A 21,765-nucleotide genomic window follows, 5' to 3' on the forward strand; every position below is an offset into this window, starting at 1 on the left:
GCGGATTTTGTAAACGGAAGATTTACGACTATCGTGACGCTTCGGTTTTTCGGGCGTCATAGACCGGTACGATTGAAGTTGAATGGCCACCACTGGCCTTCGGCACCTTGGAAGAGGCAGAAATTTTATGATCATCAAACCGCGGGTTCGTGGCTTTATCTGTGTGACCGCTCACCCTGTTGGCTGTGAAGCGAACGTCAAGGAACAGATCGACTACGTGACTCAACACGGCATCATCGAAGGCGGCCCGAAGAAGGTGCTGGTCCTCGGCGCGTCCACTGGCTACGGTCTGGCCGCGCGCATCAGTGCCGCGTTTGGCAGCAACGCCGACACCCTGGGCGTGTTTTTTGAGAAAGAAGGCGAAGAAGGCAAGCTCAGCTCCGCCGGCTGGTACAACAGCGCCGCGTTCGAGAAGTTTGCCGTCGAAAAAGGCCTGTACGCCAAGAGCATCAACGGCGACGCGTTTTCCGATGAAATCAAGCGCCTGACCATCGACACCATCAAGAAAGACCTGGGCAAGATCGACCTGGTGGTCTACAGCCTGGCCGCGCCACGCCGTACCGACCCACAAGGCGTGGTGCACAACTCCACCCTCAAGCCGATCGGCAAGGCCGTGACCCTGCGCGGTATCAACACCGACAAGGGCGTAGTGGTCGACACCACCCTTGAGCCTGCGACCCAGGAAGAAATCGACGGCACCGTGAAAGTCATGGGCGGCGAAGACTGGCAGCTGTGGATCGACGCCCTGCGTGACGCCGACGTACTGGCCGAAGGCGCCAAGACCACCGCGTTCACCTACCTCGGCGAGAAGCTGACCCAGGACATTTACTGGAACGGCTCCATCGGCGAAGCCAAGAAGGATCTGGACAAGAAAGTCCTGACCCTGCGCGACAACCTCGCGGCACTGAAGGGCGACGCCCGTGTGTCGGTACTCAAGGCGGTGGTCACCCAGGCCAGCTCGGCGATCCCGATCATGCCGCTGTACCTGTCGCTGCTGTTCAAGGTGATGAAAGAGCAGGGCACCCACGAAGGTTGCATCGAGCAGGTCTACGGCCTGTTCAAGGACAGCCTGTACGGCAAGGCGCCCAGGCTTGACGCCGATGGCCGCCTGCGTGCCGACCTGGCCGAGCTGGAACCGAAAGTCCAGGACGCCGTGGCAGCCCTGTGGAACCAGGTGACCGACGAAAACGTTAACGAGATCAGCGATTTTGCCGGCTACAAGGCTGAATTTCTGCGCTTGTTCGGTTTCGAGATTGACGGCGTGGACTACGACGCCGATGTAAACCCGACCGTGAAGATCAATGGCCTGATCCAGGCCTGAACACAGTCAAAAAAGTAGGAGCTGGCTGGCCTGCGATAGCATCACCACAGTGCACCTGACGCACCGAGGTGATGCTATCGCAGGCAAGCCAGCTCCTACATTTGGTAGTCGTCTTTTTCAGAACCTTCTTACGCTTCGGCGCGCGCTTCCCTCCTTACAAATCTGCCAGACTCCTCCCGCTATCCCACGCTAACGGAGGATCCGATGACAATTCGTGCAGTAGTTTTTGATTTCGGCGGTGTCCTGTTCGATTGGAACCCGCAGCATCTGTACCGCGAGCTGATTGCCGACGATCACGAGCGCCAGTGGTTCCTCGACAACATCTGTACCCAGGCCTGGAACACCGAACAGGATGCCGGCAGGCCCCTGGCCGAAGGTACGCAAACCCTGATCGACCAATACCCGCAGCATAAAACCTTGATCACGGCGTACTACGAGCGCTGGCATGAAATGCTGCGCGGCCCGCTGCCGGAAGGGGTGGCGATTCTCAAGGCGTTGCACGCAGCCAACATGCCATTGTTCGGGCTCACCAACTGGTCGGCCGAAACCTTTCCCTATGCGCGGGCCAATTACCCATTTCTCCAGTGCCTGCGCGAGATTGTCGTGTCGGGCGAATTGAAGTTGATCAAGCCAGATCCGGCGATTTACCACGCCAGCCTTGGCCAGGTGCGCGCGCATTTGCCGGATATCCAGCCCGCCGAAGTGGTGTTTATCGATGACGTGGCCGGCAATATCGAGGCCGCCGTCGCCCTCGGTTGGCAGGGTATTCACCACGTGTCGGCCGAGCGCACCGCGGCGCGATTGCGTGAGTTGGGCGTGGGCTTTTAGCGCGCCCACTTTTCCATGGCGAAGTCGACGAAGGCGCGCAGTTTCGGCAGGCGGTAACGGTCCTGGCCGTACAGCAGATGCATGGGGCGGCTCGGCATTTGATACGTGGTCAGCAGGGCGACAAGCTTTCCGCTTTGCAGGTCGGGCTGCACCAGGGCATCGGGCAACATGACGATGCCCATGCCTTGTACCGCTGCCTGGCGCAGGGCCTGGGAGCTGTTGATGGTCATCGAGCCGGACACCGGGATTTCCACTTCGCCCTCGGCGCCGGTCATGCGCCACAGTTTGTCGGCGTTGCGCCAATCGTCGGTGGAGGGGTAGGCGAAGGCCAGGCAGTCATGTTGTTGCAGGTCTTCGGGTGTATGCGGTGTCCCGCGTCGAGCCAGGTAGAGCGGTGAGGCGCACAGGGTGATGGTGTAGTCCTGCATTGGCCGGGCGATCAGGCTCGACGGCTCCAGTTCACCCAGGCGGATCGCCACGTCAAAACCGCTGTCGACCATGTCCGCGCGCTGGTTGCTGAGTACCACGTACAGCTTGACCAAGGGGTAGCGTTGGGAAAACTCGCTCAAGGCCGGCGCCAGGCGTTCGGTGCCGAATGCCGGCGGGGCGGTGATGCGCAGTGTGCCTTGGGGCACGTCACTGTGCGCCTGTTCGGCCAGTTGCTCGGAGGCGGCTACCAGCCCCAGTACTTCCAGGCAACGCTGGTAATACTGGCCACAGAATTCCGTGAGGCTTTGTTTACGCGTGGTGCGTTTGAGCAGGCTGACGCCCAGGCGTTGTTCCAGGGCGCGCAGATGATTGCCGACCATGGTGGTCGACATCCCGCAGGCGTGGACAGCGGCGGTCATGCTGCCGGCCTCTACCACTTTCACATACACCGACATCGCCTGGAACAGATCCATTATCAAGTCCTGGTTTAAAGTCATTGCAGGAATGCACAGTTTATCCAGCTGAGGTGGCTAACGATACTGCTGGCTACCCAACGATGCACTGGAGCCCGCCACCATGACCGCCGCCTGCCTGATGACCACCTACCAACCCTTGGCCTTGAGTTTCACCCGTGGCCTGGGCACGCGTCTGTGGGATCAGCAGGGGCGCGAGTACCTTGATGCGGTAGCCGGTGTGGCGGTGACCAATGTCGGCCATTCCCACCCCAGGCTGGTGGCGGCCATCAGCGAACAGGCCGGTCTGTTGCTGCACACCTCCAACCTCTACAGCATCGACTGGCAGCACCAGTTGGCCCGGCGCCTGACCCGGTTGTCCGGCCTGGACCGCGCCTTCTTCAACAACTCCGGCGCCGAAGCCAACGAGACGGCGCTGAAACTGGCGCGCTTGCATGGCTGGAAAAAAGGCATCGAAGAGCCGTTGGTGGTGGTGATGGAAAATGCCTTCCACGGTCGTACCCTCGGCACCATGGCGGCCAGCGATGGGCCGTCGGTGCGCCTGGGTTTCCAGCGGTTACCGGGGGATTTTCTCAAGGTCCGGTTTGGTGACATCGCGGCGATCGAGGCACTCACCCAGGCGTTTGGTGCGCGTATCGCGGCGGTCCTGCTGGAACCGATCCAGGGCGAAAGCGGCGTCTTGCCAGCGCCGCCTGGTTATCTGCGTGCCTTGCGCGATCATTGCACGCGGCACGGATGGCTGATGATGCTCGATGAAATCCAGACCGGCATCGGCCGTACCGGGGCCTGGTTCGCCTTCCAGCATGAAGGCATTGTCCCGGACGTGATGACCCTGGCCAAAGGCCTCGGCAACGGCGTACCCATCGGCGCCTGCCTGGCCCGCGCCGGAGTGGCCCAGCTGTTCACGCCGGGCAGTCACGGCAGCACGTTTGGCGGCAACCCGCTGGCCTGCCGGGTGGGCTGCACTGTGCTGGACATCATCGAGGAGCAAGGCTTGTTGCAGAACGCGGCGCAACAGGGCGAGCGCCTGCTGGCGCGGTTACGGGTGGAATTGGATGAGCACCCGCAGGTGCTGGCGATTCGCGGGCACGGCCTGATGATCGGCATCGAGCTGGCCAGCCCTTGTCGCGACCTGGCCCAGCGCGCCGCCCAGGAGCACGGGTTGCTGATCAACGTGACGCGGGGCAAGGTCATCCGCCTGTTGCCGCCACTGACCCTGGATGCCAAGGAGGTCGAGATGATCGTGCGGGCGATCACGCGGTTATTGGGTCAGGCCCATTGAGCCATTCCTGGTTCATCGTCTCGGTGTCGCCCAGGTACTCCAGCAACCACGCCATGGCCGGGGACAGTTTGCTCTGTGCCCAGGCCACGCACGAGGGGCTGGCGGGGAAGGGCCGGGTCAGTTGCAGTGCCACCAGCTCACCGCGTTCGATCCATGGCCACACCTGATGCGCCGGCGCCATGCCGACGCACAGGCCGTCACGCAGGCAATCAATGGCGGACGCCCAATTCGGCACCACCAGCCGGCGTTGGTTATCCAGGGTCCAGGTGTCGCGCTTGGGCAGGTTGCGCGAGGTGTCGGTCATGCACAGGGAAGCGAATGGGCGCAGTTGGTCATCACTGAGCAAACCTTCAATGGTTGCCAACGGATGTTTCGCACTGACCACGCATAACCAGTTCAACAGCCCCATATCACGAAAGGTGAAATGACTGGCCACCGGCACCGCGCTGGTGGCGCCGATCACAATGTCGGTGCGTTCATCGGCCAAGGCATCCCACACACCGTTGTACACCTCGTACTCCAACAGCAGTTCCACCTCGGGAAACTGCCGATAAAAATCCAGCACCAACTGCCGACAACGCTGGGGTTTGACGATGGAGTCCACCGCCACCTTCAATTGGCCACTCCAGCCATTGGCCACCTGTTGGCACAACCGCCGCGTGCCGAGCATTTTTTTCATCACACCACGGGCTTCGTCGATAAACAGGCGGCCGGCGGGGGTCAGTTCCACATCACGATGGCGTCGCACAAACAGCGGCACCGCCAGCCATTCCTCAAGCTGCCGCACGGTATAGCTGATGGCCGACGGTACGCGGTGCAACTCCTGGGCGGCGGCGCTGAAGCTGCCATGGCGCGCCACCGCGTCGACCACATCAAGGGAGTATTCCGACCACATAGGTATTGCCTTCAAAATTATTGATATGAGCGTCCAATTATTATCGCTTCACACACGATATGTCAGCTTCATAATAGGCGGCAGTCAGCAAATAGTTTGATGGCAAGATCAACAAGGCTTCAATGAAAAATTCTTTTGGTTTTACCTGGTACCTGGCGGGGCTGAGCATGCTCGGTTATCTCGCCATGGACATGTACCTGCCGGCGTTCGGCGCCATGGGCGAGCAGTTGCATATTGGCGCGGGTGCGGTAGGGGCGAGCTTGAGTATCTTCCTCGCGGGCTTTGCGCTGGGGCAGTTGGTGTGGGGGCCGTTGTCGGACTGCCTGGGGCGCAAACCGATCCTGCTCGCGGGGCTCAGCTTGTTCGTGCTGGGCTGCGCCGGGATGTTCTGGGTTGAGACCGCGCCGCAACTGCTGGCCCTGCGCTTTATGCAGGCGATAGGTGTGTGTGCCGCAGCCGTGAGCTGGCAGGCGCTGGTGATTGACCGTTACCCGGCCGACAAAGCTCATCGTGTGTTCGCCAGCATCATGCCGCTGATGTCGCTGTCGCCAGCCCTGGCCCCGCTATTGGGGGCGCTGGTGTTGAATCATGTTGGCTGGCAGGCGATCTTCGGCGTGTTGCTGGGGGTGTCGCTGTTGTTGCTGCTGCCGACGTTGTGCCTGCGCAACGTGCCAAAAAAGGCGACGCAAGCGCCTTCGCGCCTGGGTTATGTGCAGTTACTCTCGTCCCGCGTGTTCACCGGCAATGTGATGATCTTCGCTGCGTGCTCCGCGAGTTTCTTCGCCTGGTTGACGGCATCTCCGTTCATCCTTGGCGACATGGGCTACAGCCCGAATGACATTGGCCTGAGTTACGTGCTGCCGACCCTGGCGTTCCTGGTGGGCGGCTACAGTTGCCGCAGTGCCTTGCAGCGTTTGCAGGGCAAGACATTGCTGCCCTGGTTGCTGGCGGCTTACTGCATCAGCATGGTGGCGCTGTACCTGGTCGCCACCTTGACCATGCCGACCCTGACCACCTTGCTGATTCCGTTCTGCCTGATGGCGCTGGTCAACGGCGCCAGCTACCCGATCGTGGTGGCCAATGCACTGATGCCGTTTGCGGAAAACTCCGGCAAGGCAGCGGCGCTGCAAAATACCCTGCAACTGGGCCTGTGCTTTCTCAGCAGCCTGCTGGTGTCGGCTATGATCGATCAACCGCTGTTGATCACCGTGATCGTGATGCTGGCGACCGCGCCGCTGGCAGTGTTCGGCTACTGGCTGGCGCGGCCGAAGCCTGAACCGGCTGAACTGGCAAAGGCTTGAACTCAAAACGGTGGGCGCTGGGTTTGCGCAACTGATTGAGCGGCAATCCTTGAGCGTTATCTCCATCCGCGCGGCGTGCATCTTGTTTTGTTGATTGTATACAACTATATGGACATGTAGTCCTTTAATTGCATACAGTGTTCGCACAACAAAAACAGAGAACCCCCTCACCATGACTATCCCGAAGGCGTCATTGCAACGGCCAGAAGATGAGAATCTTGGCGTCGTCGCCAACATGGCTTACGGCCTGCAACATGTGCTCACCATGTACGGCGGCATCGTCGCGGTACCTTTGATCGTCGGCCAGGCGGCCGGGTTGGCGCCAGCGGATATTGGCCTGCTGATCGCCGCGTCGCTGTTCGCCGGTGGCCTGGCCACCTTGTTGCAAACCCTTGGCCTGCCGTTCTTTGGTTGTCAGTTGCCGCTGGTGCAGGGCGTGTCGTTTGCTGGCGTGGCCACCATGGTGGCGATTGTCGGCAGCGACGGTGCCGGCGGGGTGCCGGCGATCCTCGGGGCGGTGATGGCCGCGTCGTTGATCGGGCTGCTGATCACACCGGTGTTCTCGCGGATCACCCGGTTCTTCCCACCGTTGGTGACCGGTATCGTGATTACCACCATTGGCCTGACCTTGATGCCGGTTGCGGCGCGCTGGGCCATGGGCGGCAACAGCCGCGCGGCGGATTTCGGCAGCATGTCCAATATCGGCCTGGCGGCGTTGACCCTGGTGCTGGTGCTGCTGTTGAGCAAGATTGGCAGCGCGACCCTCTCACGCTTATCAATCCTGCTGGCGATGGTGATCGGCACGGTGATCGCGGTGTTCCTCGGCATGGCGGACTTTTCCGGCGTGACCCAAGGGCCGATGTTCGGGTTCCCTACGCCATTCCATTTCGGCATGCCGACCTTCCACATCGCTGCGATCATCTCCATGTGCATCGTGGTGATGGTGACCCTGGTGGAAACCTCGGCCGACATCCTGGCGGTGGGGGAGATCATCGACACCAAGGTCGACTCCAAACGCCTGGGCAACGGCCTGCGCGCCGATATGCTGTCGAGCCTGTTCGCGCCGATCTTCGGCTCGTTCATCCAGAGCGCGTTTGCGCAGAACGTCGGCCTGGTGGCGGTTACCGGGGTGAAGAGCCGCTTTGTGGTGGCTACCGGCGGGCTGTTCCTGGTGATCCTTGGCCTGCTGCCCTTTATGGGGCGGGTGATCGCGGCGGTGCCGACGTCGGTGCTGGGCGGAGCCGGGATTGTGTTGTTCGGTACGGTGGCGGCCAGCGGTATTCGGACCTTGTCCAAAGTGGATTATCGCAACAACATGAACCTGATCATCGTTGCCACGTCCATCGGTTTTGGCATGATCCCTATCGCCGCGCCGAGTTTTTACGACCAGTTCCCCAGCGGGTTTGCGACCATTTTCCATTCGGGCATCAGCTCGTCGGCGATCATGGCGATCCTGCTGAACCTGGCATTCAACCATTTCACGACAGGTAACTCGGACCAGCAATCGGTGTTTGTGGCGGGGACCGAGCGCAGCCTGTGTTTCCACGACGTGGCGGCGCTGCGTGATGGGGATTATTTCAGGGGCGGCAAGTTGTTTGATGCCGAGGGCAAGGAGATTCCGTTGCTGGCCGACTCCCCAAGGCAAACCTCGAAACGGGAAACCACCGAAGTCTAAAAATGTGCAAGCGGGCTTGCTCGCGAATGCAGTGTGTCAGGTACAAATGTTTCAACTGATCCACTGCTTTCGCGAGCAAGCCCGCATTGGGATCTAGCCAGCCTTGAGTGTTTTGTGCGGGACAGAACACGCCTCGTCCAAAAACTTCACCACGGTGCCCATGCATGCCTGGCGCTCTTCCACGTGGGGCATGTGGCTGGAGTCTTCAAACAGCGCCCAGCGCACGTCCGCGATCTCATCCAGGAACGGCTTGACCACCAGCGGCGTGGCCTCGTCATGTCGACCGGAGATCACCAGGGTCGGCACCTTGATCGACGACAGGCGGCCAATGGATGTCCAGTCCTTCAAACTGCCGATGACATGGAACTCTGTCGGCCCGCTCATGGCGTGGTACACCGTCGGGTCTGAATCGACCTGGGCAAAGGTGCGCGCCACCTCTTCCGGCCATGGGTGGACCCGGCACACATGCTGGTCATAGAACACCCGTGAAGCGGCGAGGTATTCCGGGGCCTGGTAGGTACCGGCGGCTTCATGCTTGAGCAAGGTTTCGTGCACGCCTTCGGGCAGCAGTTTGCGCAGGCGGTTGGCTTCGCTGACCCAGGTGCGCATGCACGTCGGCGAGTTGGCCGGGATGAACGCGCGCAGGCCCTTGGGTTGCAGGATCGCGTGCTCACTGCCGAGCATGCCGCCCCAGGATTGCCCGAGGATCGCGTAATTGTCGCTGATCCGCAGGTGATCCAGCAGGTTGTTCAACTCGGCGAGGAACAGCTCGACGGTCCAGAACGACGGGTCTTTGTCGGGCAGGTGGGTGGAGCGGCCATTGCCCAACTGGTCGTAGTGGATCACGGCGTGACCGCTGGCGGCGACGTCCTTGAAGGCGTCGACGTAGTCATGGGTACAGCCAGGGCCGCCGTGAATGATCACCAGTGGCGTGCGGCCACTGGACAGGTCGCCCGTGACGCGGTACCAGGTCTGGTAGTCGCCAAAGGTCGCATACCCTTCATGTATGTTGTCGATGAATTCCATTTCGCACCCTGCATTGAAAAAAGGATCAGGGAGACGATAAGTCGCAGGCGAAATTTAAGTAACTAGCAAAACAGCTAGGTTTTTGTCGGTGGGTCAGTCTTCGAGCAGGCGGTAATGAGTGGCGCGAACCACCGCTTGGACGCGGTTCTTTGCCCCCAATTTGTGCATCGCCGAGGCCAGGTGCAGGGTGACCACTGCCAAAGAACGGCTCAACTGCGTGGCGATTTGCGCGGCGGTGAGGCCGTCGGCGGCCCATTTCAGGCACTCGCGTTCGCGTTTGGTCAGGTGGATATGCGGGTAGGTGCGCAGCTCCTTGCTGAACAGTGGGTAGGCCGCTTCCTGCAAGGCATGGGAAATCAGGCTGAAATCCGACAGTGCCCGTTGTGAATCCGGCAGCACGCTGTGGGCTTTGCCTGTGCGCAGGCCGGTCAGCGAGGCAAAACCGCCACGGGGCAGGTGGATCGGCACGCTGACGCCGCAGGTCAGTTGCTGATCATGCAAGTAGGATGAGACGGGCGCGTGGCACGGGTCGATGATTTTTTGCAGGGGAGTATCGGCCTTGGCCTCGTACGACCAGACAAAAGGCGATACCGTGCTCAGGGCCAGGTGTTGCACAGGGTCGATCTGGTAAAACCCTTCGCTGCACCATAAGGCGTGCCAGCCTGGCGGGGTGTTGCGCAATGCCAGCACCGAAGGGGTGATCAATGCGCCGTTGAGGTCGATGGGCACTGGGGTGTAGTCATAGACCAAGGCATCGAAGCCCAATTGCTGGGCCAGGATAAAGGTATTGTCCATCTGCTCATCCAGGCTCCTGCCCGGCATCAGACGATTATTGAACGCAGTTAGCTTGGCCAGCATCCGTTCTGCTCCCGTTTTCATTTGAATCTCGACTTGCGGCAAGTAGAATGCCACGCCCCGGCGAAGGACTGCCAGGCCAAACCTATAAGAAATACTAGGTTATGGACGCACGGCATCCTCGGTAGTGTTGGCCTGATACACGGCCGCTACCCGCCAGGCCGATACAACACAAGGAATGTATGCATGTGGCGTGAAATTGCCCCCGACCAGCGGTACAACGTGCAAGTCGACGGCCACAACCTCGTGGTCTACAGCTTTGGCGAAGGCGATGAGGTGCTCTTGTGCCTCAACGGTGGGCCGGGTCTGCCATGTGACTACTTGCGCGACGCCCATGGCTGGCTCAAGGACCATAACCTGCGAGTGGTTGCATTCGACCAGCTTGGCACGGGCGCATCAGCCAGACCGACCGATGTTTCCCTGTGGGAAATCCGCCGTTATGTCGAAGAAGTCGAAACCGTGCGCCAGGCACTGGGCCTGGGCCGCGTGCACCTGCTCGGGCATTCCTGGGGCGGCTGGCTGGGCATCGAATATGCCATTCATTACCCCGGCGCGCTGAAAAGCCTGATCCTTGAGAACACGGTCGGCGATATCCCGCACCTGTCCCGGGAGCTGGAGCGCCTGCGCGGTGCCCTGGGCAGTGAAACCGTGGCGATGATGCAGCGCCATGAAGCCATGGGCACTTTGGACCACCCCCAGTACCAGGCTGCCATCACCTTGCTCAACTATCGCCACGTCTGCCGCCTGGATGAATGGCCCGAGCCGGTCAAGCGCTCCCTCGGCGACTGGAACATGGGCCCCTACGAAACCATGCAGGGCCCCAACGAATTCCTCTACATTGGCAACCTCAAGGACTGGAACCGCATCCCCGAGATGGCCGATTTCAAGATGCCCATCCTGATCACCACCGGCCAGCACGACGAACTCACCCCGGCCTGCGCCATGCGCATGAAGATGGCGGCTCGCCACGCCGAACTGCATGTATTCCCCAACAGCAGCCATATGCCGTTCTATGAAGAGCCCCAGGCGTATTTCCCGGTGTTGCTGGACTTTCTCGCACGTCATCGAGGCTGACGGATGAACCTGACGCGTTACCGTTTTGTCCTGTCCCGGCCGCTGCAATTGCTGCCGGTGCTGCTGGGCATCAGCCTGATCACCTTTGTGCTGGTGCGCTCGATTCCGGGTGACCCGGCGCGCGCGCTGCTGGGCTCGCGCAGCACACCGGACGCCTTGTTGAAAATCCGCGCCCAGTACGGCCTCGACCAGCCCCTGTGGCTGCAGTATTTCTATTTCCTGAAGAACCTGCTCAAGGGCGACCTCGGTCAATCGCTGTTGTACAAGGTCGACGCCCTGAAGCTGATCGCCACCCGTATCGAACCGACCCTGGTGCTGGTGCTGGGCAGCGTGGTGCTGGCGCTGCTGATCGCGGTGCCACTGGCGACGTTGGCCGCACGTCACAAAGGCGGCTGGGCGGATAACCTGATTCGCGTGTTCACCACCTTGGGCCTGGGTATGCCGGCGTTCTGGCTGGGCCTGATGTTGATCCTGTTGCTCAGCGTGCGCTGGGGGTTGTTCCCGGTCTCGGGGTATGGGCGTACCTGGCTGGATAAGGCCCACCACATGGTATTGCCGTGCCTGACCATTGCCCTGGCGCTGTCGGCAGTGCTGGTGCGCAACCTGCGCGCGAGCATGTTGATGGAGCTGCAGGCCGACCACGTCACCGCTGCGCGGGCGCGTGGGTTGCCGGAAGCGGCGGTGTTTCGTCGCCATGTGTTGCCCAATTCCCTGGTGCCGGCGGTGAACCTGCTGGCAGTGAATATCGGCTGGCTGATCAGCGGCACGGTGGTGATCGAAAGCCTGTTTGCCATTCCTGGGATTGGCCAGTTACTGGTGCGCGGCATTTTCACCCGCGATTACATGGTGGTGCAGGGTGTGGCGATGGTGCTGGCCTGCGCGACGGTGGTGGTCAACTTCGTCGCTGACGTGGTGACCGTGGCGCTCGACCCACGGGTGAAGATGCAATGAGCAGTCGCCCGCTGATTTCTCCATGGCGCGTGCGCCTGCGTTTCGGTTTTCGCAATGGCCGGCTGACGGCGGCGTGGGGGCTACTGATCCTGCTGACGTGGTTTGGTCTGGCGCTGTTTGCGCCGTGGATCGCGCCCTATGACCCGATTGCGCAGAACACCGATATCAGCCTGCTGGGCCCCAGCCTGGCCCATCCGTTTGGCACGGATAATTACGGTCGTGACATTCTTTCGAGGGTGATATGGGGCGCGCGCATCGACCTGCAATTGGCGGTCGTCGGGGTGATCTTCCCGTTCATGATCGGCACTTTCATTGGCGCGGTTTCCGGTTATATCGGCGGGCGTTTCGACAGCTTCTGCATGCGCGTGATCGACGTGATCCTGGCGTTCCCCTTCCTGGTGTTGATGCTGGCAATCATGGCTATCCTCGGACCTGGCTTGAAGAGCTTTTACATTGCCATGGCACTGGTGGGCTGGGTGTCATACGCGCGGCTGATCCGCTCGCAGATCCTGGTGCTCAAGGAAAGCGACTTTGCCCTGGCCGCCAAGAGCCTGGGCTTCGGCCATGGGCGCATTCTGTTCCGGCATTTGCTGCCGAATGCCATGTTTGGCTCGATTGTGTTTTCCATGTCTGATGCGGTGCTGGTGCTGCTCAATGGCGCCGCCGTGAGCTACCTGGGTTTGGGCGTGCAGCCGCCGACCGCCGAGTGGGGCACCATGGTTGCCGAAGGCCAGGCGTTCATTACCACGGCCTGGTGGATCTGCACCTTTCCTGGGGTCGCCATCGTGACCCTGGCCATGGGCTTCAGCCTGCTGGCCGATGGCGTGGCGCAAGTGTTGGGGGAACGCTCATGAGTCTGTTGCAGGTTCAGGACCTGAGTGTGATCGCCCATAACGCCGGGCGCGATGTCACCCTGGTCGACCGCGTGTCTTTCGACCTGGCCGAAGGCGAGATCCTGGGGCTGGTGGGTGAGAGTGGCTCGGGCAAGACCATGGCCTGTCGCGGCCTGATGCGCCTGTTGCCTTCGCCCAACCTGCGTGTGCAGGGCGGCGCGGTACGGCTGGCGGGCCAGGACCTGCTGCAACTGGACGAGGCCGGCATGCGTGCCGTGCGTGGCGGGCAACTGGGCATGATTTTCCAGAACCCCAGCAGCCACCTCGACCCCCTGATGCGCATTGGCGAGCAGATCGCCGAGGGCATTCGCCTGCACCAGGGTGCGTCGAAGAAGGACGCGCGCCGCCAGGCCATCGACGTGCTGCGCCAGGTCGGCATTCCCGATCCCCTGGCGCGGGTCGACAATTATCCCCATGAATTTTCCGGCGGAATGCGCCAACGCGCGATGATCGCCGTGGCCCTGGGCTGCAACCCGACAGTGCTGATCGCCGACGAGCCGACCACCGCCCTCGATGTGACGGTGCAGGCGCAAATCCTGCGGTTGCTGCTGGAGCTGCGCGATCAGCGCGGCCTGTCGATCATCATGATTACCCACGACCTTGGCGTGGTTGCGCAAACTTGTGACTCCATTGCGGTGATGTACGCCGGGCGCCTGTGCGAGCACGGCAGCAAGTACGAGTTGCTGGCGCATCCGCAACATCCATACACCGCCGGCTTGATCGATTGCCAGCCGGCCCACAGCAGCGGCCACGCCTTGCTGCGCACCATCCCCGGTCAACCCCCCTTGCTCGACGCCTTGCCCGATGGCTGCCGCTTCAACCCGCGTTGCCCGCAGGTCGGTGCGTTGTGTACCGAGCGCTTGCCGCAAGGTACGCGCGTGGCCTGTCACTATCCGTTGGGAGCACGACCATGAGCCTGTTGCAGATCAAGGACCTGGAGGTGCGCTTTGCGGCATCCGGCGGTGGCCTGTTCGGCCTCGACAAGCAGTGGGTGAGGGCGGTCAACGGTGTGTCGTTGAACCTGGCGGCGGGCGAAACCCTGGGGTTGGTGGGCGAGTCCGGCAGCGGTAAAAGCACCCTGGGCCGGGCGATCCTGCATCTGAACCCGATCAGCGCCGGGCAGGTGGTGTTCGACGGTATCGATATGGCCCATGGCAGCGCCGTCGATATCACCCGCCTGCGGCATGAAACCGCGATGATTTTCCAGGACCCATATGCGGCGCTGAACCCGCGCCACACCATCGGCGAAACCATCGCCGAAGTGCTGCGGGTTCAGCGCAAGGTGGCGCCGGATCAGGTGTCGCGTCGTGTCGATGAACTGCTCGAACTGGTAGGCCTGCGCCCCGAATTGGCCAGCCGCAAACCGGGCTCCCTCAGCGGTGGCCAATGCCAGCGCGTCGGCATTGCCCGGGCGCTGGCGGTGGAGCCGCGGCTGATCATCGCCGATGAATGCGTGGCGGCGCTGGATGTGTCGATCCAGGGCCAGATCATCAACCTGCTGCTGGAGTTGCAACAGCGCATGAACCTGGCGATCTTGTTTATCGCCCATGACCTGGCCATCGTGCGGCGCCTGTGCGACCGCGTGGCGGTGATGTACCTGGGCAAGATCGTCGAGGAAGGGCCGGTGGAGGCCGTGTTCACTGCGCCGCGTCATCCTTATACGGCGGCGTTGATCCAGGCGATTCCAGAGATCGACCCCCATCGGCCCTTGCCTGCGCAGCCGTTGCCGGGCGAGCCACCAAGCCCACTGAACTTGCCTGCGGGCTGTGCGTTTCACCCGCGTTGCCGGTATGCGCAAGCCATGTGTTCCGTGGTGTTGCCGCCGACCCATTTCCTGCACGAGCATCGGTACAGTTGCGTGCTTGAAGAACCTTTGCTTTAACCCACCACTGCCATTCATAGACAAGGAGTTATGACATGCAATCGCGCCACTTGAAGTTACTCGCCGCCGCCATGCTGACCGCTTGGTCCCTTACCGCCGGGCTGGCCCAGGCCGCCGGCGTCCTGACCATCGGTTGCCGTGAAGACAGCACCACGTTCGACCCGATCAAAAGCGCGCAAAACCGCGACACCTGGGTCTTCGCCAACGTCTACGACACCCTGGTCCGCGTGGATAACCTGGGCACCAAAATGGAGCCGGGCCTGGCAGAACGCTGGGAGATTTCCAAGGACGGCCTGACCTACACCTTCAAGCTGCGCAAGGCGAAGTTCTCCGACGGCACGCGGATCACTGCCGCCGACGCCGCGTTCAGCCTGTTGCGCATTCGCGATAACAAAGCCTCGTTGTGGGCAGACCCTTTCAACCTGATCGATACGGCCAAGGCCGCCGACGCGAGAACCCTGGTCGTCACCCTGAAGACGCCGGCGGTGGCCTTCCTATCGCAATTGGCTTCGCCGACAGTGTCGATCCTGTCGGAAAAGGCCATGACCAAAATGGGTGAAGACGCCTACTCGGAAAACCCGGTGACCTCTGGCGCGTTTACCGTGGACGAGTGGCGCAAGGGGGATCGGGTGATCCTGAAGAAGAACCCGAACTTCTGGCAGGCCAAGAACGTCAGCCTCGACGGCGTGGAATGGGTCTCGGTGACCGATGACAACACGCGCATGCGCATGGTGCAGAACAACGAACTCGACACGGCGATCTTCGTGCCGTTCTCGCGGGTCAAGGAACTGAAGAAAGACAAGAACGTGGTGATTCATGCCGACCCGTCCACCCGTGAAGATCACCTGCTGATCAACCACGCGCATGGCCTGCTGGCCAAGCCGGAAGTCCGTCAGGCGCTGGACATGGCCATCGATAAACAATCGCTGGTGAAGGCCGTCACTTACGGTCAAGGCACCGTGGCTTATTCCTACATTCCCAAAGGTTCGCTCTACCACTACGCCAACAACCTGCAACGTCCATACGACCCTGCCGAAGCCAAGAAACTGTTGGCCGCCGCCGGCGCCAAGGACCTGAAGCTGAACTACGTGGTCAACGCCGGCAACGAGGCCGACGAGCAGATTGCGGTGATCATCAAGGATCAGTTGGCCAAGGTCGGCGTAACGGCCAACCTGCAGAAAGTCGACCCGACCCAAAGCTGGCAGATGCTGGTGGACGGTGATTACGATATTTCGGTGATGTACTGGACCAACGACATCCTCGACCCGGACCAGAAGACCACGTTCGTCCTCGGCCACGACACCAACCAGAACTACATGACCCGCTACAAGAACGACAAGGTCAAGGATCTGGTGGCGGCAGCCCGCATCGAGGCCGACCCGGTCAAACGTGAGCAGATGTACGTTGAACTGCAGAAACTGGCGAAGCAGGATGTGAACTGGATCGACTTGTACTACAGCCCGTATATCAACATCTCACGCAAGAACGTCAGTAACTTCCTGCAAAACCCGCTGGGCCGCTTCACCCTTGAGGAAGTCGTGAAAAACTAAATCTTCAATCCACCGCAAAGCAATGTAGGAGCTGGCTTGCCTGCGATAGCATCACCTGGGTGCCACTGAAGCACCGAGGTATCTGCATCGCAGGCAAGCCAGCTCCCACATTTGTTTTGCGGTGTGTCGAGGTTTATTGCGCGTCGAACGCCTGCCCATTGATCCCGGCACTGTCCGGCCCCATCAGGTACAGGTACACCGGCATGATCTCCTCCGGTGCCGGCCTTTCCATCGGGTTTTCCCCCGGATACGCCTGGGCTCGCATGCTGGTGCGCGTGCCGCCCGGGTTGATGCTGTTGGCCCGCACCGCCGCCACGTCTTCGAGCTCGTCGGCCAGGGTCTGCATCAGGCCTTCAGTGGCAAATTTCGACACGCCATACGCGCCCCAATATGCCCGGCCCTTGCGCCCGACGCTGCTGGAGGTGAACACCACCGACGCATCCGTGGACAGCTTGAGCAGCGGCAGCAGGGTGCTGGTGAGCATGAACATCGCATTGACGTTGATGTGCATCACCCGCATGAAATTTTCCCCGGACAACTGCTCGATCGGCGTGCGTGGGCCGATGATCGAGGCGTTGTGCAGCAGGCCGTCGAGGTGGCCGAATTCTTTTTCGATCATCGCGGCCAACTCATCGTATTGATGGGGCAGGGCGGTTTCCAGGTTGAACGGGATCACCACCGGTTGAGGGTGACCGGCGGCTTCGATTTCGTCGTACACCTGGGCCAGGTTGGCTTCGGTCTTGCCCAGCAACAATACGGTGGCGCCATGGGCGGCATAGGTTTTTGCCGCTGCCGCGCCAATCCCGCGACCGGCGCCGGTCACCAGGATAATTCGGCCTTTGAGCAGTTCCGGGCGTGCAGAGTAATCAAACATAAATAGCCTCGACAAAATTCAGATGACAGTCCATGTAACCGTTGTAGGAGCAAGCTTGTTCGCGAAAAACATCAACGATAACGCGGGGCTTCTGGATAGGCGCGGCGTTCTCAGGTTCTTCGCGAGCAAGCTCGCTCCTACAGAGGAGGGCAGCCCATCAGCAACTGCACAGTGCGTGATCCAGCACCTTGCGCAATTCCAGCGGGTGGTCCACCACCACATCGGCGCCCCAGTGGCGTGGGTTGTCATCCGGGTGGATGTAGCCATAGGTGACCGCCGCCGTGCGTGTGCCGGCATCGCGGCCGGACTCGATGTCGCGCAGGTCATCGCCTACGAACAACACACTGGCCGGGTCCAGGTCGAGCATCTTGCAGGCGAGGATCATCGGCTCCGGGTCCGGCTTGCTGTTTTTCACGTGGTCCGGGCAAATCAGCAGGGCCGAACGCTCGGCCAGGCCCAACTGCTGCATGATCGGCTCGGCAAACCGCAAGGGTTTGTTGGTGACGACGCCCCAGACCAGCTTGGCCTTCTCGATGTCCGCCAGAAGCTCGGCCATGCCGTCGAACAATTTGCTGTGAACGGCGCAGCCTTTCAGGTAGCGCTCCAGAAACTCCAGGCGCAACGCTTCAAAGCCCGGCGACTCGGGGTCCATCGAGAAGGTCACTGCCACCATCGCCCGCGCACCGCCGGAGATTTCATCGCGGATGTGTTGGTCGTTGATCGGTGGCAGGTCGCGGTCGGCGCGCATGGCCTGGCAGATGGCGATAAAGTCCGGCGCGGTGTCCAGCAGGGTACCGTCCATGTCGAAGAGAACCGCTCGCAACTTCACAGGCTTACTCCTCGCGCAGGGTCTGGATCATGTAGTTGACGTCAACGTCGCTGGCCAGCTTGTAGTGCTTGGTCAGCGGGTTGTAGGTCAGGCCGATGATGTCCTTGACGGTCAGCCCGGCCTGGCGGCTCCACGCGCCCAGCTCGGACGGGCGGATGAATTTCTTGAAGTCATGGGTGCCGCGCGGCAGCAGCTTCATGATGTATTCGGCGCCGATGATCGCAAACAGGTAAGCCTTGGGGTTGCGGTTGATGGTGGAGAAGAACACCTGGCCGCCGGGCTTGACCATGCGGAAACAGGCGCGGATCACTGAGGACGGGTCCGGCACGTGCTCGAGCATTTCCAGGCAGGTGACCACGTCGAACTGCTCGGGCATTTCTTCGGCCAGGGCTTCGGCGGTGATCTGGCGGTATTCCACGCTTACGCCGGATTCAAGCTGGTGCAACTGGGCCACCGCCAGCGGTGCTTCGCCCATGTCGATGCCCATCACCGTGGCGCCGCGCAGGGCCATGGCTTCGCTGAGGATGCCGCCGCCGCAACCCACATCCAGGACCTTTTTGCCGGCCAGGTTGACGCGCTCGTCAATCCAGTTGACCCGCAGCGGGTTGATGTCGTGCAGGGGCTTGAACTCGCTTTCGCGGTCCCACCAGCGGTGAGCCAGGGCTTCGAATTTGGCGATTTCGGCGTGGTCAACGTTGCTCATGGTGCATCCTCTGAATCTGATAAATCGGTTTGCCGGTGTTCAAGCGTGGCTTCAACGCCGACGTTATTCGGTGTGCCCGCTGATGCGTTTGCCCCAGGCAATGGCCGTGGCGGTCAACTGTTGTTCATCCATGCGGGTGAGTTGCCGGTCGTCGAGCAACTGCTTGCCGGCGACCCAAAGGTGTTTCACACAGTCGCGTCCGGTGGCATATATAAGCTGTGAGACCGGATCGTAGATCGGTTGTTGCGCCAGCCCGGAAAGATCGAAGGCCACGATATCCGCGGCCTTGCCGACCTCCAGCGAGCCAATCTCGCGTTCCAGGCCCATGGCGCGGGCGCCATTGAGCGTGGCCATGCGCAGGGCGCGGTGAGCGTCCAGGGCGGTGGCCGAGCCGGCGACGGCCTTGGCCAGCATCGCGCCGGTGCGGGTTTCGCCCAACAGGTCCAGGTCATTATTGCTGGCGGCGCCGTCGGTGCCGATGGCCACATTGACGCCAGCCTGCCACAAGCGTTCCACCGGGCAGAAGCCGCTGGCCAGCTTCAGGTTGGATTCCGGGCAATGGATGACGCTGGTGTTGCTTTCTACCAGCAAAGCCAGGTCTTCCTCGCTGATTTGGGTCATGTGAACGGCCTGGAAGCGCGGGCCCAGCAATCCTAGACGGCCCAGGCGCGCCAGTGGGCGCTCGTCAGTCTGTTCGACGGCTTGCCGCACCTCGAAGGCCGTTTCGTGCACATGCATGTGGATCGCGGCGTCCAGCTCCTCGGCGATCACCCGGATCTTTTCCAGGTTGGCATCGCACACGGTGTAGGGCGCGTGGGGGCCGAAGGCGACTTTGATGCGCGGGTGGTACTTGAGATCGCCGAACAGCTCGATGCCCTGGCGAATGGCCTCATCGGCGGTACTGGCGCCGGGGATCGGGAAGTCGAGGATCGGAATCGCGATCTGCGCGCGCATGCCGCTGTTATGTACGCGGTCGCTGGCGACCTTGGGGTAGAAGTACATGTCCGAGAAACAGGTGATGCCACCCTTGAGCTGCTCGGCGATAGCCAGGTCGGTGCCGTCACGTACGAAGGCTTCATCGACCCACTTGGCCTCGGCCGGCCAGATGTGTTTTTCCAGCCAGGTCATCAGCGGCAGGTCATCGGCCAGGCCGCGGAACAGGCTCATCGCCGCGTGCCCGTGGGCGTTGATCAGGCCGGGGCTGAGCAGCATGCCCGGCAGTTCGCGCACCTCGGTGGCGGCAAGCTTCAACGCCGCCGCTCGTGGCCCGATAAAGGCGATGCGCCCATCGCGGATGCCCAGGCCATGTTCCTTGAGCACCACGCCGGCGGGTTCGACAGGCACCAGCCAGGTTGGCAGCAGCAACACGTCGAGCGGGGCGGCAGTGGAGGTCATCGCAGGCTTCTTCCCGGGCAGCAATCAAAGAAGGGCGAAGTATACCCGAGCGTCCTGGCTGGCGGATCGCTATAATCGGCGGCTTTTGTTCATGAGTGCGGAGTAAGGGATGCGCGATCGACTGTTGGCTGTGGAGAAAGTGAAGGCCATCGATTGGCGCGACGGTACGCTGCACCTGCTTGATCAGCGTGCCTTGCCGTCCCGGGAAAGCTGGGTCGCCTGCTCCACGGTCGATGAAGTGGCCGCAGCCATTCGCGCCATGGTGGTGCGTGGTGCGTCGGCCATCGGCATCAGTGCAGCCTATGGCCTGGTGCTGGCCGCCCGTGAGCGCATCGCCGAGGGGGGCGACTGGCAGGTGGCATGGGAAGAAGACTACGCACTGCTGGCCGATACCCGCCCGACTGCGTCGAACCTGTTCTGGGCCCTCAAGTGCATGCGCGACCGCCTGGACCGCCTCAGGAAACACGCAGACCCGCTGGCAATGCTGGAAGCCGAAGCCATTGCGATCCATGAAAGTGATCGCGAAGCCAATCTCACCATGGCGCAATTGGGCGTGGAACTGATCCGCAAGCATCAGGGGAATGCCCAGGCGATTCTCACCCATGGCAACGCGGGCGCCTTGGCCACCGGCGGCGTCGGCACCGCCCTTGGCGTCATTCGTGCTGCCTTCCTGGAAGGTATGGTCGAGCAGGTGTACGCCAACGAAACCCGTCCCTGGCTGCAAGGTTCAAGGCTGACCGCCTGGGAGCTGGCGGGCGAGGGCATCCCGGTTACCGTGAATGCCGACTCGGCCGGCGCGCATATCCTCAAGACCAAGGGCGTGACCTGGGTGATCGTCGGTGCCGATTGCATTGCCGCCAACGGCGATGTGATCGGCAAGATCGGCACGTACCAGCTGGCGGTGTGTGCCATGCACCACGGTGTGCGCTTTATGGTGGTGGCGCCGAGTTCGACGCTTGACTTGATGATGGCCACGGGCGACGACGTAGCGCTGGAAGAGCGTGATGCCGGCGAGTTGCTGGAAGTCGCAGGCCAGCGTTTTGCCGCTGATGTAAAGGCCTACAACCCGGTGTTTGATGTGACTCCCGCCGACCTTATCGATGTGATCGTGACCGAAAAAGGCATCGTCGAGCGCCCCGACACCGCAAAGCTGGCCAAATTGATGTGCCGTAAGCGTTTGCATTGAGGGTTGTGGCGGCTGTGAAATGGCTTTAAGCGCAGATCCCCTGTGGGCTGGCTTGCCCACGTGCCCGCGCTCGGTATGGGCACTGACCGGTAATTTTTGTAGGAGCGAGGGGGGGCGCCTAGTTCCTACATTTGATCTTCGTTGCGTTCGCTTAACTGATCGGCATTAAATTGAGGTAGCAGGGGGTATGCCCTCGATTGACCTCCCAAGTCAATAAAACCTTCGGATCTGCCCTCAAAAAATCGTCTCCATCCGGCTCTGAGCCTCTCTCGTCCTCCTCAAGCCTGTCATCCGTCAACTTACTATGCTCCATGCGCATCAGAGGGATAGGTGCGTGGCGGCG

The 21,765-nt window shown here is 61.4% G+C and carries 20 protein-coding genes; 12 read left to right on the forward strand and 8 right to left on the reverse strand.

Annotated elements, in window-relative coordinates; genetic code table 11:
• The first annotated feature begins 127 nt into the window (after window positions 1-127).
• Both fabV and AB4O05_RS12500 read left to right on the forward strand, forming a co-directional pair.
• Complete coding sequence (gene fabV / locus AB4O05_RS12495) at window positions 128-1,321, forward strand: enoyl-ACP reductase FabV (protein WP_460137244.1); 1,194 nt, start codon at window positions 128-130, stop codon at window positions 1,319-1,321.
• Window positions 1,322-1,525: 204 nt separating this feature from the next.
• Window positions 1,526-2,149, forward strand: coding sequence for an HAD family hydrolase (locus tag AB4O05_RS12500; RefSeq protein ID WP_460164882.1), 624 nt, complete (start codon window positions 1,526-1,528; stop codon window positions 2,147-2,149).
• Here AB4O05_RS12500 and AB4O05_RS12505 read toward each other — a convergent pair.
• Window positions 2,146-3,051 (reverse strand): LysR family transcriptional regulator, encoded by a 906-nt coding sequence (locus AB4O05_RS12505; RefSeq protein ID WP_460137242.1) that lies wholly within the window; start codon window positions 3,049-3,051, stop codon window positions 2,146-2,148. The genes AB4O05_RS12500 and AB4O05_RS12505 overlap by 4 nt on opposite strands.
• 103 nt (window positions 3,052-3,154) lie before the next feature.
• Between AB4O05_RS12505 and AB4O05_RS12510 the strand changes: the two genes are divergently transcribed.
• Window positions 3,155-4,333, forward strand: a complete 1,179-nt coding sequence (locus tag AB4O05_RS12510) for an acetylornithine/succinylornithine family transaminase (RefSeq protein ID WP_460137241.1) — start codon at window positions 3,155-3,157, stop codon at window positions 4,331-4,333.
• On the opposite strand, the gene punR is transcribed toward AB4O05_RS12510, so the two are convergent.
• The gene (gene punR, locus AB4O05_RS12515; RefSeq protein ID WP_460137240.1) at window positions 4,305-5,228 is read right to left on the reverse strand and encodes a DNA-binding transcriptional activator PunR; all 924 of its coding nucleotides are present in this window, start codon (window positions 5,226-5,228) and stop codon (window positions 4,305-4,307) included. The genes AB4O05_RS12510 and punR overlap by 29 nt on opposite strands.
• Before the next feature lie 122 nt (window positions 5,229-5,350).
• Here punR and punC point away from each other — a divergent pair, with 122 nt between their 5' ends.
• Complete coding sequence (punC, locus tag AB4O05_RS12520; RefSeq protein ID WP_460137239.1) at window positions 5,351-6,529, forward strand: purine nucleoside transporter PunC; 1,179 nt, start codon at window positions 5,351-5,353, stop codon at window positions 6,527-6,529.
• A 172-nt stretch (window positions 6,530-6,701) separates the two neighbouring features.
• Complete coding sequence (locus AB4O05_RS12525) at window positions 6,702-8,204, forward strand: nucleobase:cation symporter-2 family protein (protein WP_460137237.1); 1,503 nt, start codon at window positions 6,702-6,704, stop codon at window positions 8,202-8,204.
• Window positions 8,205-8,297: 93 nt separating this feature from the next.
• Here the strand turns inward: AB4O05_RS12525 and AB4O05_RS12530 are convergent, their stop codons facing one another.
• Together AB4O05_RS12530 and AB4O05_RS12535 are read right to left on the reverse strand one after the other, a co-directional pair.
• Window positions 8,298-9,230 (reverse strand): proline iminopeptidase-family hydrolase, encoded by a 933-nt coding sequence (locus AB4O05_RS12530; RefSeq protein WP_460137236.1) that lies wholly within the window; start codon window positions 9,228-9,230, stop codon window positions 8,298-8,300.
• Window positions 9,231-9,323: 93 nt separating this feature from the next.
• Window positions 9,324-10,088 (reverse strand): LuxR family transcriptional regulator, encoded by a 765-nt coding sequence (locus AB4O05_RS12535; RefSeq protein WP_460137235.1) that lies wholly within the window; start codon window positions 10,086-10,088, stop codon window positions 9,324-9,326.
• Between the two features lie 183 nt (window positions 10,089-10,271).
• On the opposite strand from AB4O05_RS12535, the gene AB4O05_RS12540 reads away from it, so the two are divergent.
• The 6 genes from AB4O05_RS12540 to AB4O05_RS12565 are packed head-to-tail and all read left to right on the forward strand — an operon-like array spanning window position 10,272 to window position 16,435.
• The gene (locus AB4O05_RS12540; protein WP_460137234.1) at window positions 10,272-11,159 is read left to right on the forward strand and encodes a proline iminopeptidase-family hydrolase; all 888 of its coding nucleotides are present in this window, start codon (window positions 10,272-10,274) and stop codon (window positions 11,157-11,159) included.
• A gap of 3 nt (window positions 11,160-11,162) precedes the next feature.
• Window positions 11,163-12,110, forward strand: a complete 948-nt coding sequence (locus tag AB4O05_RS12545; protein WP_460137233.1) for an ABC transporter permease — start codon at window positions 11,163-11,165, stop codon at window positions 12,108-12,110.
• Complete coding sequence (locus AB4O05_RS12550) at window positions 12,107-12,964, forward strand: ABC transporter permease (protein WP_460137232.1); 858 nt, start codon at window positions 12,107-12,109, stop codon at window positions 12,962-12,964. The genes AB4O05_RS12545 and AB4O05_RS12550 overlap by 4 nt, the downstream gene beginning before the upstream one ends.
• Window positions 12,961-13,917 carry an ABC transporter ATP-binding protein gene (locus AB4O05_RS12555; RefSeq protein WP_460137231.1) on the forward strand — a complete coding sequence of 319 codons (957 nt, stop codon included), beginning with the start codon at window positions 12,961-12,963 and terminating at the stop codon, window positions 13,915-13,917. The genes AB4O05_RS12550 and AB4O05_RS12555 overlap by 4 nt, the downstream gene beginning before the upstream one ends.
• Window positions 13,914-14,885: an ABC transporter ATP-binding protein gene (locus AB4O05_RS12560; protein WP_460137230.1), complete on the forward strand. Its 972-nt coding sequence runs from the start codon at window positions 13,914-13,916 to the stop codon at window positions 14,883-14,885. The genes AB4O05_RS12555 and AB4O05_RS12560 overlap by 4 nt, the downstream gene beginning before the upstream one ends.
• A 35-nt stretch (window positions 14,886-14,920) precedes the next feature.
• The gene (locus AB4O05_RS12565) at window positions 14,921-16,435 is read left to right on the forward strand and encodes an ABC transporter substrate-binding protein (RefSeq protein WP_460137229.1); all 1,515 of its coding nucleotides are present in this window, start codon (window positions 14,921-14,923) and stop codon (window positions 16,433-16,435) included.
• 133 nt (window positions 16,436-16,568) lie between these two features.
• Here AB4O05_RS12565 and AB4O05_RS12570 read toward each other — a convergent pair whose 3' ends face one another.
• The 4 genes from AB4O05_RS12570 to AB4O05_RS12585 form a co-directional block, all read right to left on the reverse strand.
• Window positions 16,569-17,309: a YciK family oxidoreductase gene (locus AB4O05_RS12570; RefSeq protein ID WP_460137228.1), complete on the reverse strand. Its 741-nt coding sequence runs from the start codon at window positions 17,307-17,309 to the stop codon at window positions 16,569-16,571.
• 157 nt (window positions 17,310-17,466) lie between these two features.
• Window positions 17,467-18,138, reverse strand: coding sequence for an N-acetylmuramic acid 6-phosphate phosphatase MupP (mupP, locus tag AB4O05_RS12575; RefSeq protein ID WP_460137227.1), 672 nt, complete (start codon window positions 18,136-18,138; stop codon window positions 17,467-17,469).
• A 4-nt stretch (window positions 18,139-18,142) separates the two neighbouring features.
• Window positions 18,143-18,841, reverse strand: coding sequence for a bifunctional 2-polyprenyl-6-hydroxyphenol methylase/3-demethylubiquinol 3-O-methyltransferase UbiG (gene ubiG, locus AB4O05_RS12580; protein ID WP_084378125.1), 699 nt, complete (start codon window positions 18,839-18,841; stop codon window positions 18,143-18,145).
• 63 nt (window positions 18,842-18,904) lie between these two features.
• Entirely contained in the window at window positions 18,905-20,236 is a 1,332-nt protein-coding gene (locus tag AB4O05_RS12585) for a TRZ/ATZ family hydrolase (RefSeq protein WP_460137226.1), read from the reverse strand.
• Between the two features lie 109 nt (window positions 20,237-20,345).
• Between AB4O05_RS12585 and mtnA the strand changes: the two genes are divergently transcribed.
• Complete coding sequence (gene mtnA / locus AB4O05_RS12590) at window positions 20,346-21,422, forward strand: S-methyl-5-thioribose-1-phosphate isomerase (protein WP_460137225.1); 1,077 nt, start codon at window positions 20,346-20,348, stop codon at window positions 21,420-21,422.
• The last annotated feature ends 343 nt before the right edge of the window (window positions 21,423-21,765 follow it).

Source organism: Pseudomonas sp. S1_G07, from assembly GCF_054668565.1.

Excerpts from the sequence above, each read along its gene's own strand:
- fabV (WP_460137244.1), top strand. The coding sequence starts at position 128 with ATGATCATCAAACCGCGGGTTCGTGGCTTTATCTGTGTGACCGCTCAC.
- AB4O05_RS12500 (WP_460164882.1), top strand. The coding sequence starts at position 1,526 with ATGACAATTCGTGCAGTAGTTTTTGATTTCGGCGGTGTCCTGTTCGAT.
- AB4O05_RS12505 (WP_460137242.1), bottom strand. The coding sequence starts at position 3,051 with ATGGATCTGTTCCAGGCGATGTCGGTGTATGTGAAAGTGGTAGAGGCC.
- AB4O05_RS12510 (WP_460137241.1), top strand. The coding sequence starts at position 3,155 with ATGACCGCCGCCTGCCTGATGACCACCTACCAACCCTTGGCCTTGAGT.
- punR (WP_460137240.1), bottom strand. The coding sequence starts at position 5,228 with ATGTGGTCGGAATACTCCCTTGATGTGGTCGACGCGGTGGCGCGCCAT.
- punC (WP_460137239.1), top strand. The coding sequence starts at position 5,351 with ATGAAAAATTCTTTTGGTTTTACCTGGTACCTGGCGGGGCTGAGCATG.
- AB4O05_RS12525 (WP_460137237.1), top strand. The coding sequence starts at position 6,702 with ATGACTATCCCGAAGGCGTCATTGCAACGGCCAGAAGATGAGAATCTT.
- AB4O05_RS12530 (WP_460137236.1), bottom strand. The coding sequence starts at position 9,230 with ATGGAATTCATCGACAACATACATGAAGGGTATGCGACCTTTGGCGAC.
- AB4O05_RS12535 (WP_460137235.1), bottom strand. The coding sequence starts at position 10,088 with ATGCTGGCCAAGCTAACTGCGTTCAATAATCGTCTGATGCCGGGCAGG.
- AB4O05_RS12540 (WP_460137234.1), top strand. The coding sequence starts at position 10,272 with ATGTGGCGTGAAATTGCCCCCGACCAGCGGTACAACGTGCAAGTCGAC.
- AB4O05_RS12545 (WP_460137233.1), top strand. The coding sequence starts at position 11,163 with ATGAACCTGACGCGTTACCGTTTTGTCCTGTCCCGGCCGCTGCAATTG.
- AB4O05_RS12550 (WP_460137232.1), top strand. The coding sequence starts at position 12,107 with ATGAGCAGTCGCCCGCTGATTTCTCCATGGCGCGTGCGCCTGCGTTTC.
- AB4O05_RS12555 (WP_460137231.1), top strand. The coding sequence starts at position 12,961 with ATGAGTCTGTTGCAGGTTCAGGACCTGAGTGTGATCGCCCATAACGCC.
- AB4O05_RS12560 (WP_460137230.1), top strand. The coding sequence starts at position 13,914 with ATGAGCCTGTTGCAGATCAAGGACCTGGAGGTGCGCTTTGCGGCATCC.
- AB4O05_RS12565 (WP_460137229.1), top strand. The coding sequence starts at position 14,921 with ATGCAATCGCGCCACTTGAAGTTACTCGCCGCCGCCATGCTGACCGCT.
- AB4O05_RS12570 (WP_460137228.1), bottom strand. The coding sequence starts at position 17,309 with ATGTTTGATTACTCTGCACGCCCGGAACTGCTCAAAGGCCGAATTATC.
- ubiG (WP_084378125.1), bottom strand. The coding sequence starts at position 18,841 with ATGAGCAACGTTGACCACGCCGAAATCGCCAAATTCGAAGCCCTGGCT.
- AB4O05_RS12585 (WP_460137226.1), bottom strand. The coding sequence starts at position 20,236 with ATGACCTCCACTGCCGCCCCGCTCGACGTGTTGCTGCTGCCAACCTGG.
- mtnA (WP_460137225.1), top strand. The coding sequence starts at position 20,346 with ATGCGCGATCGACTGTTGGCTGTGGAGAAAGTGAAGGCCATCGATTGG.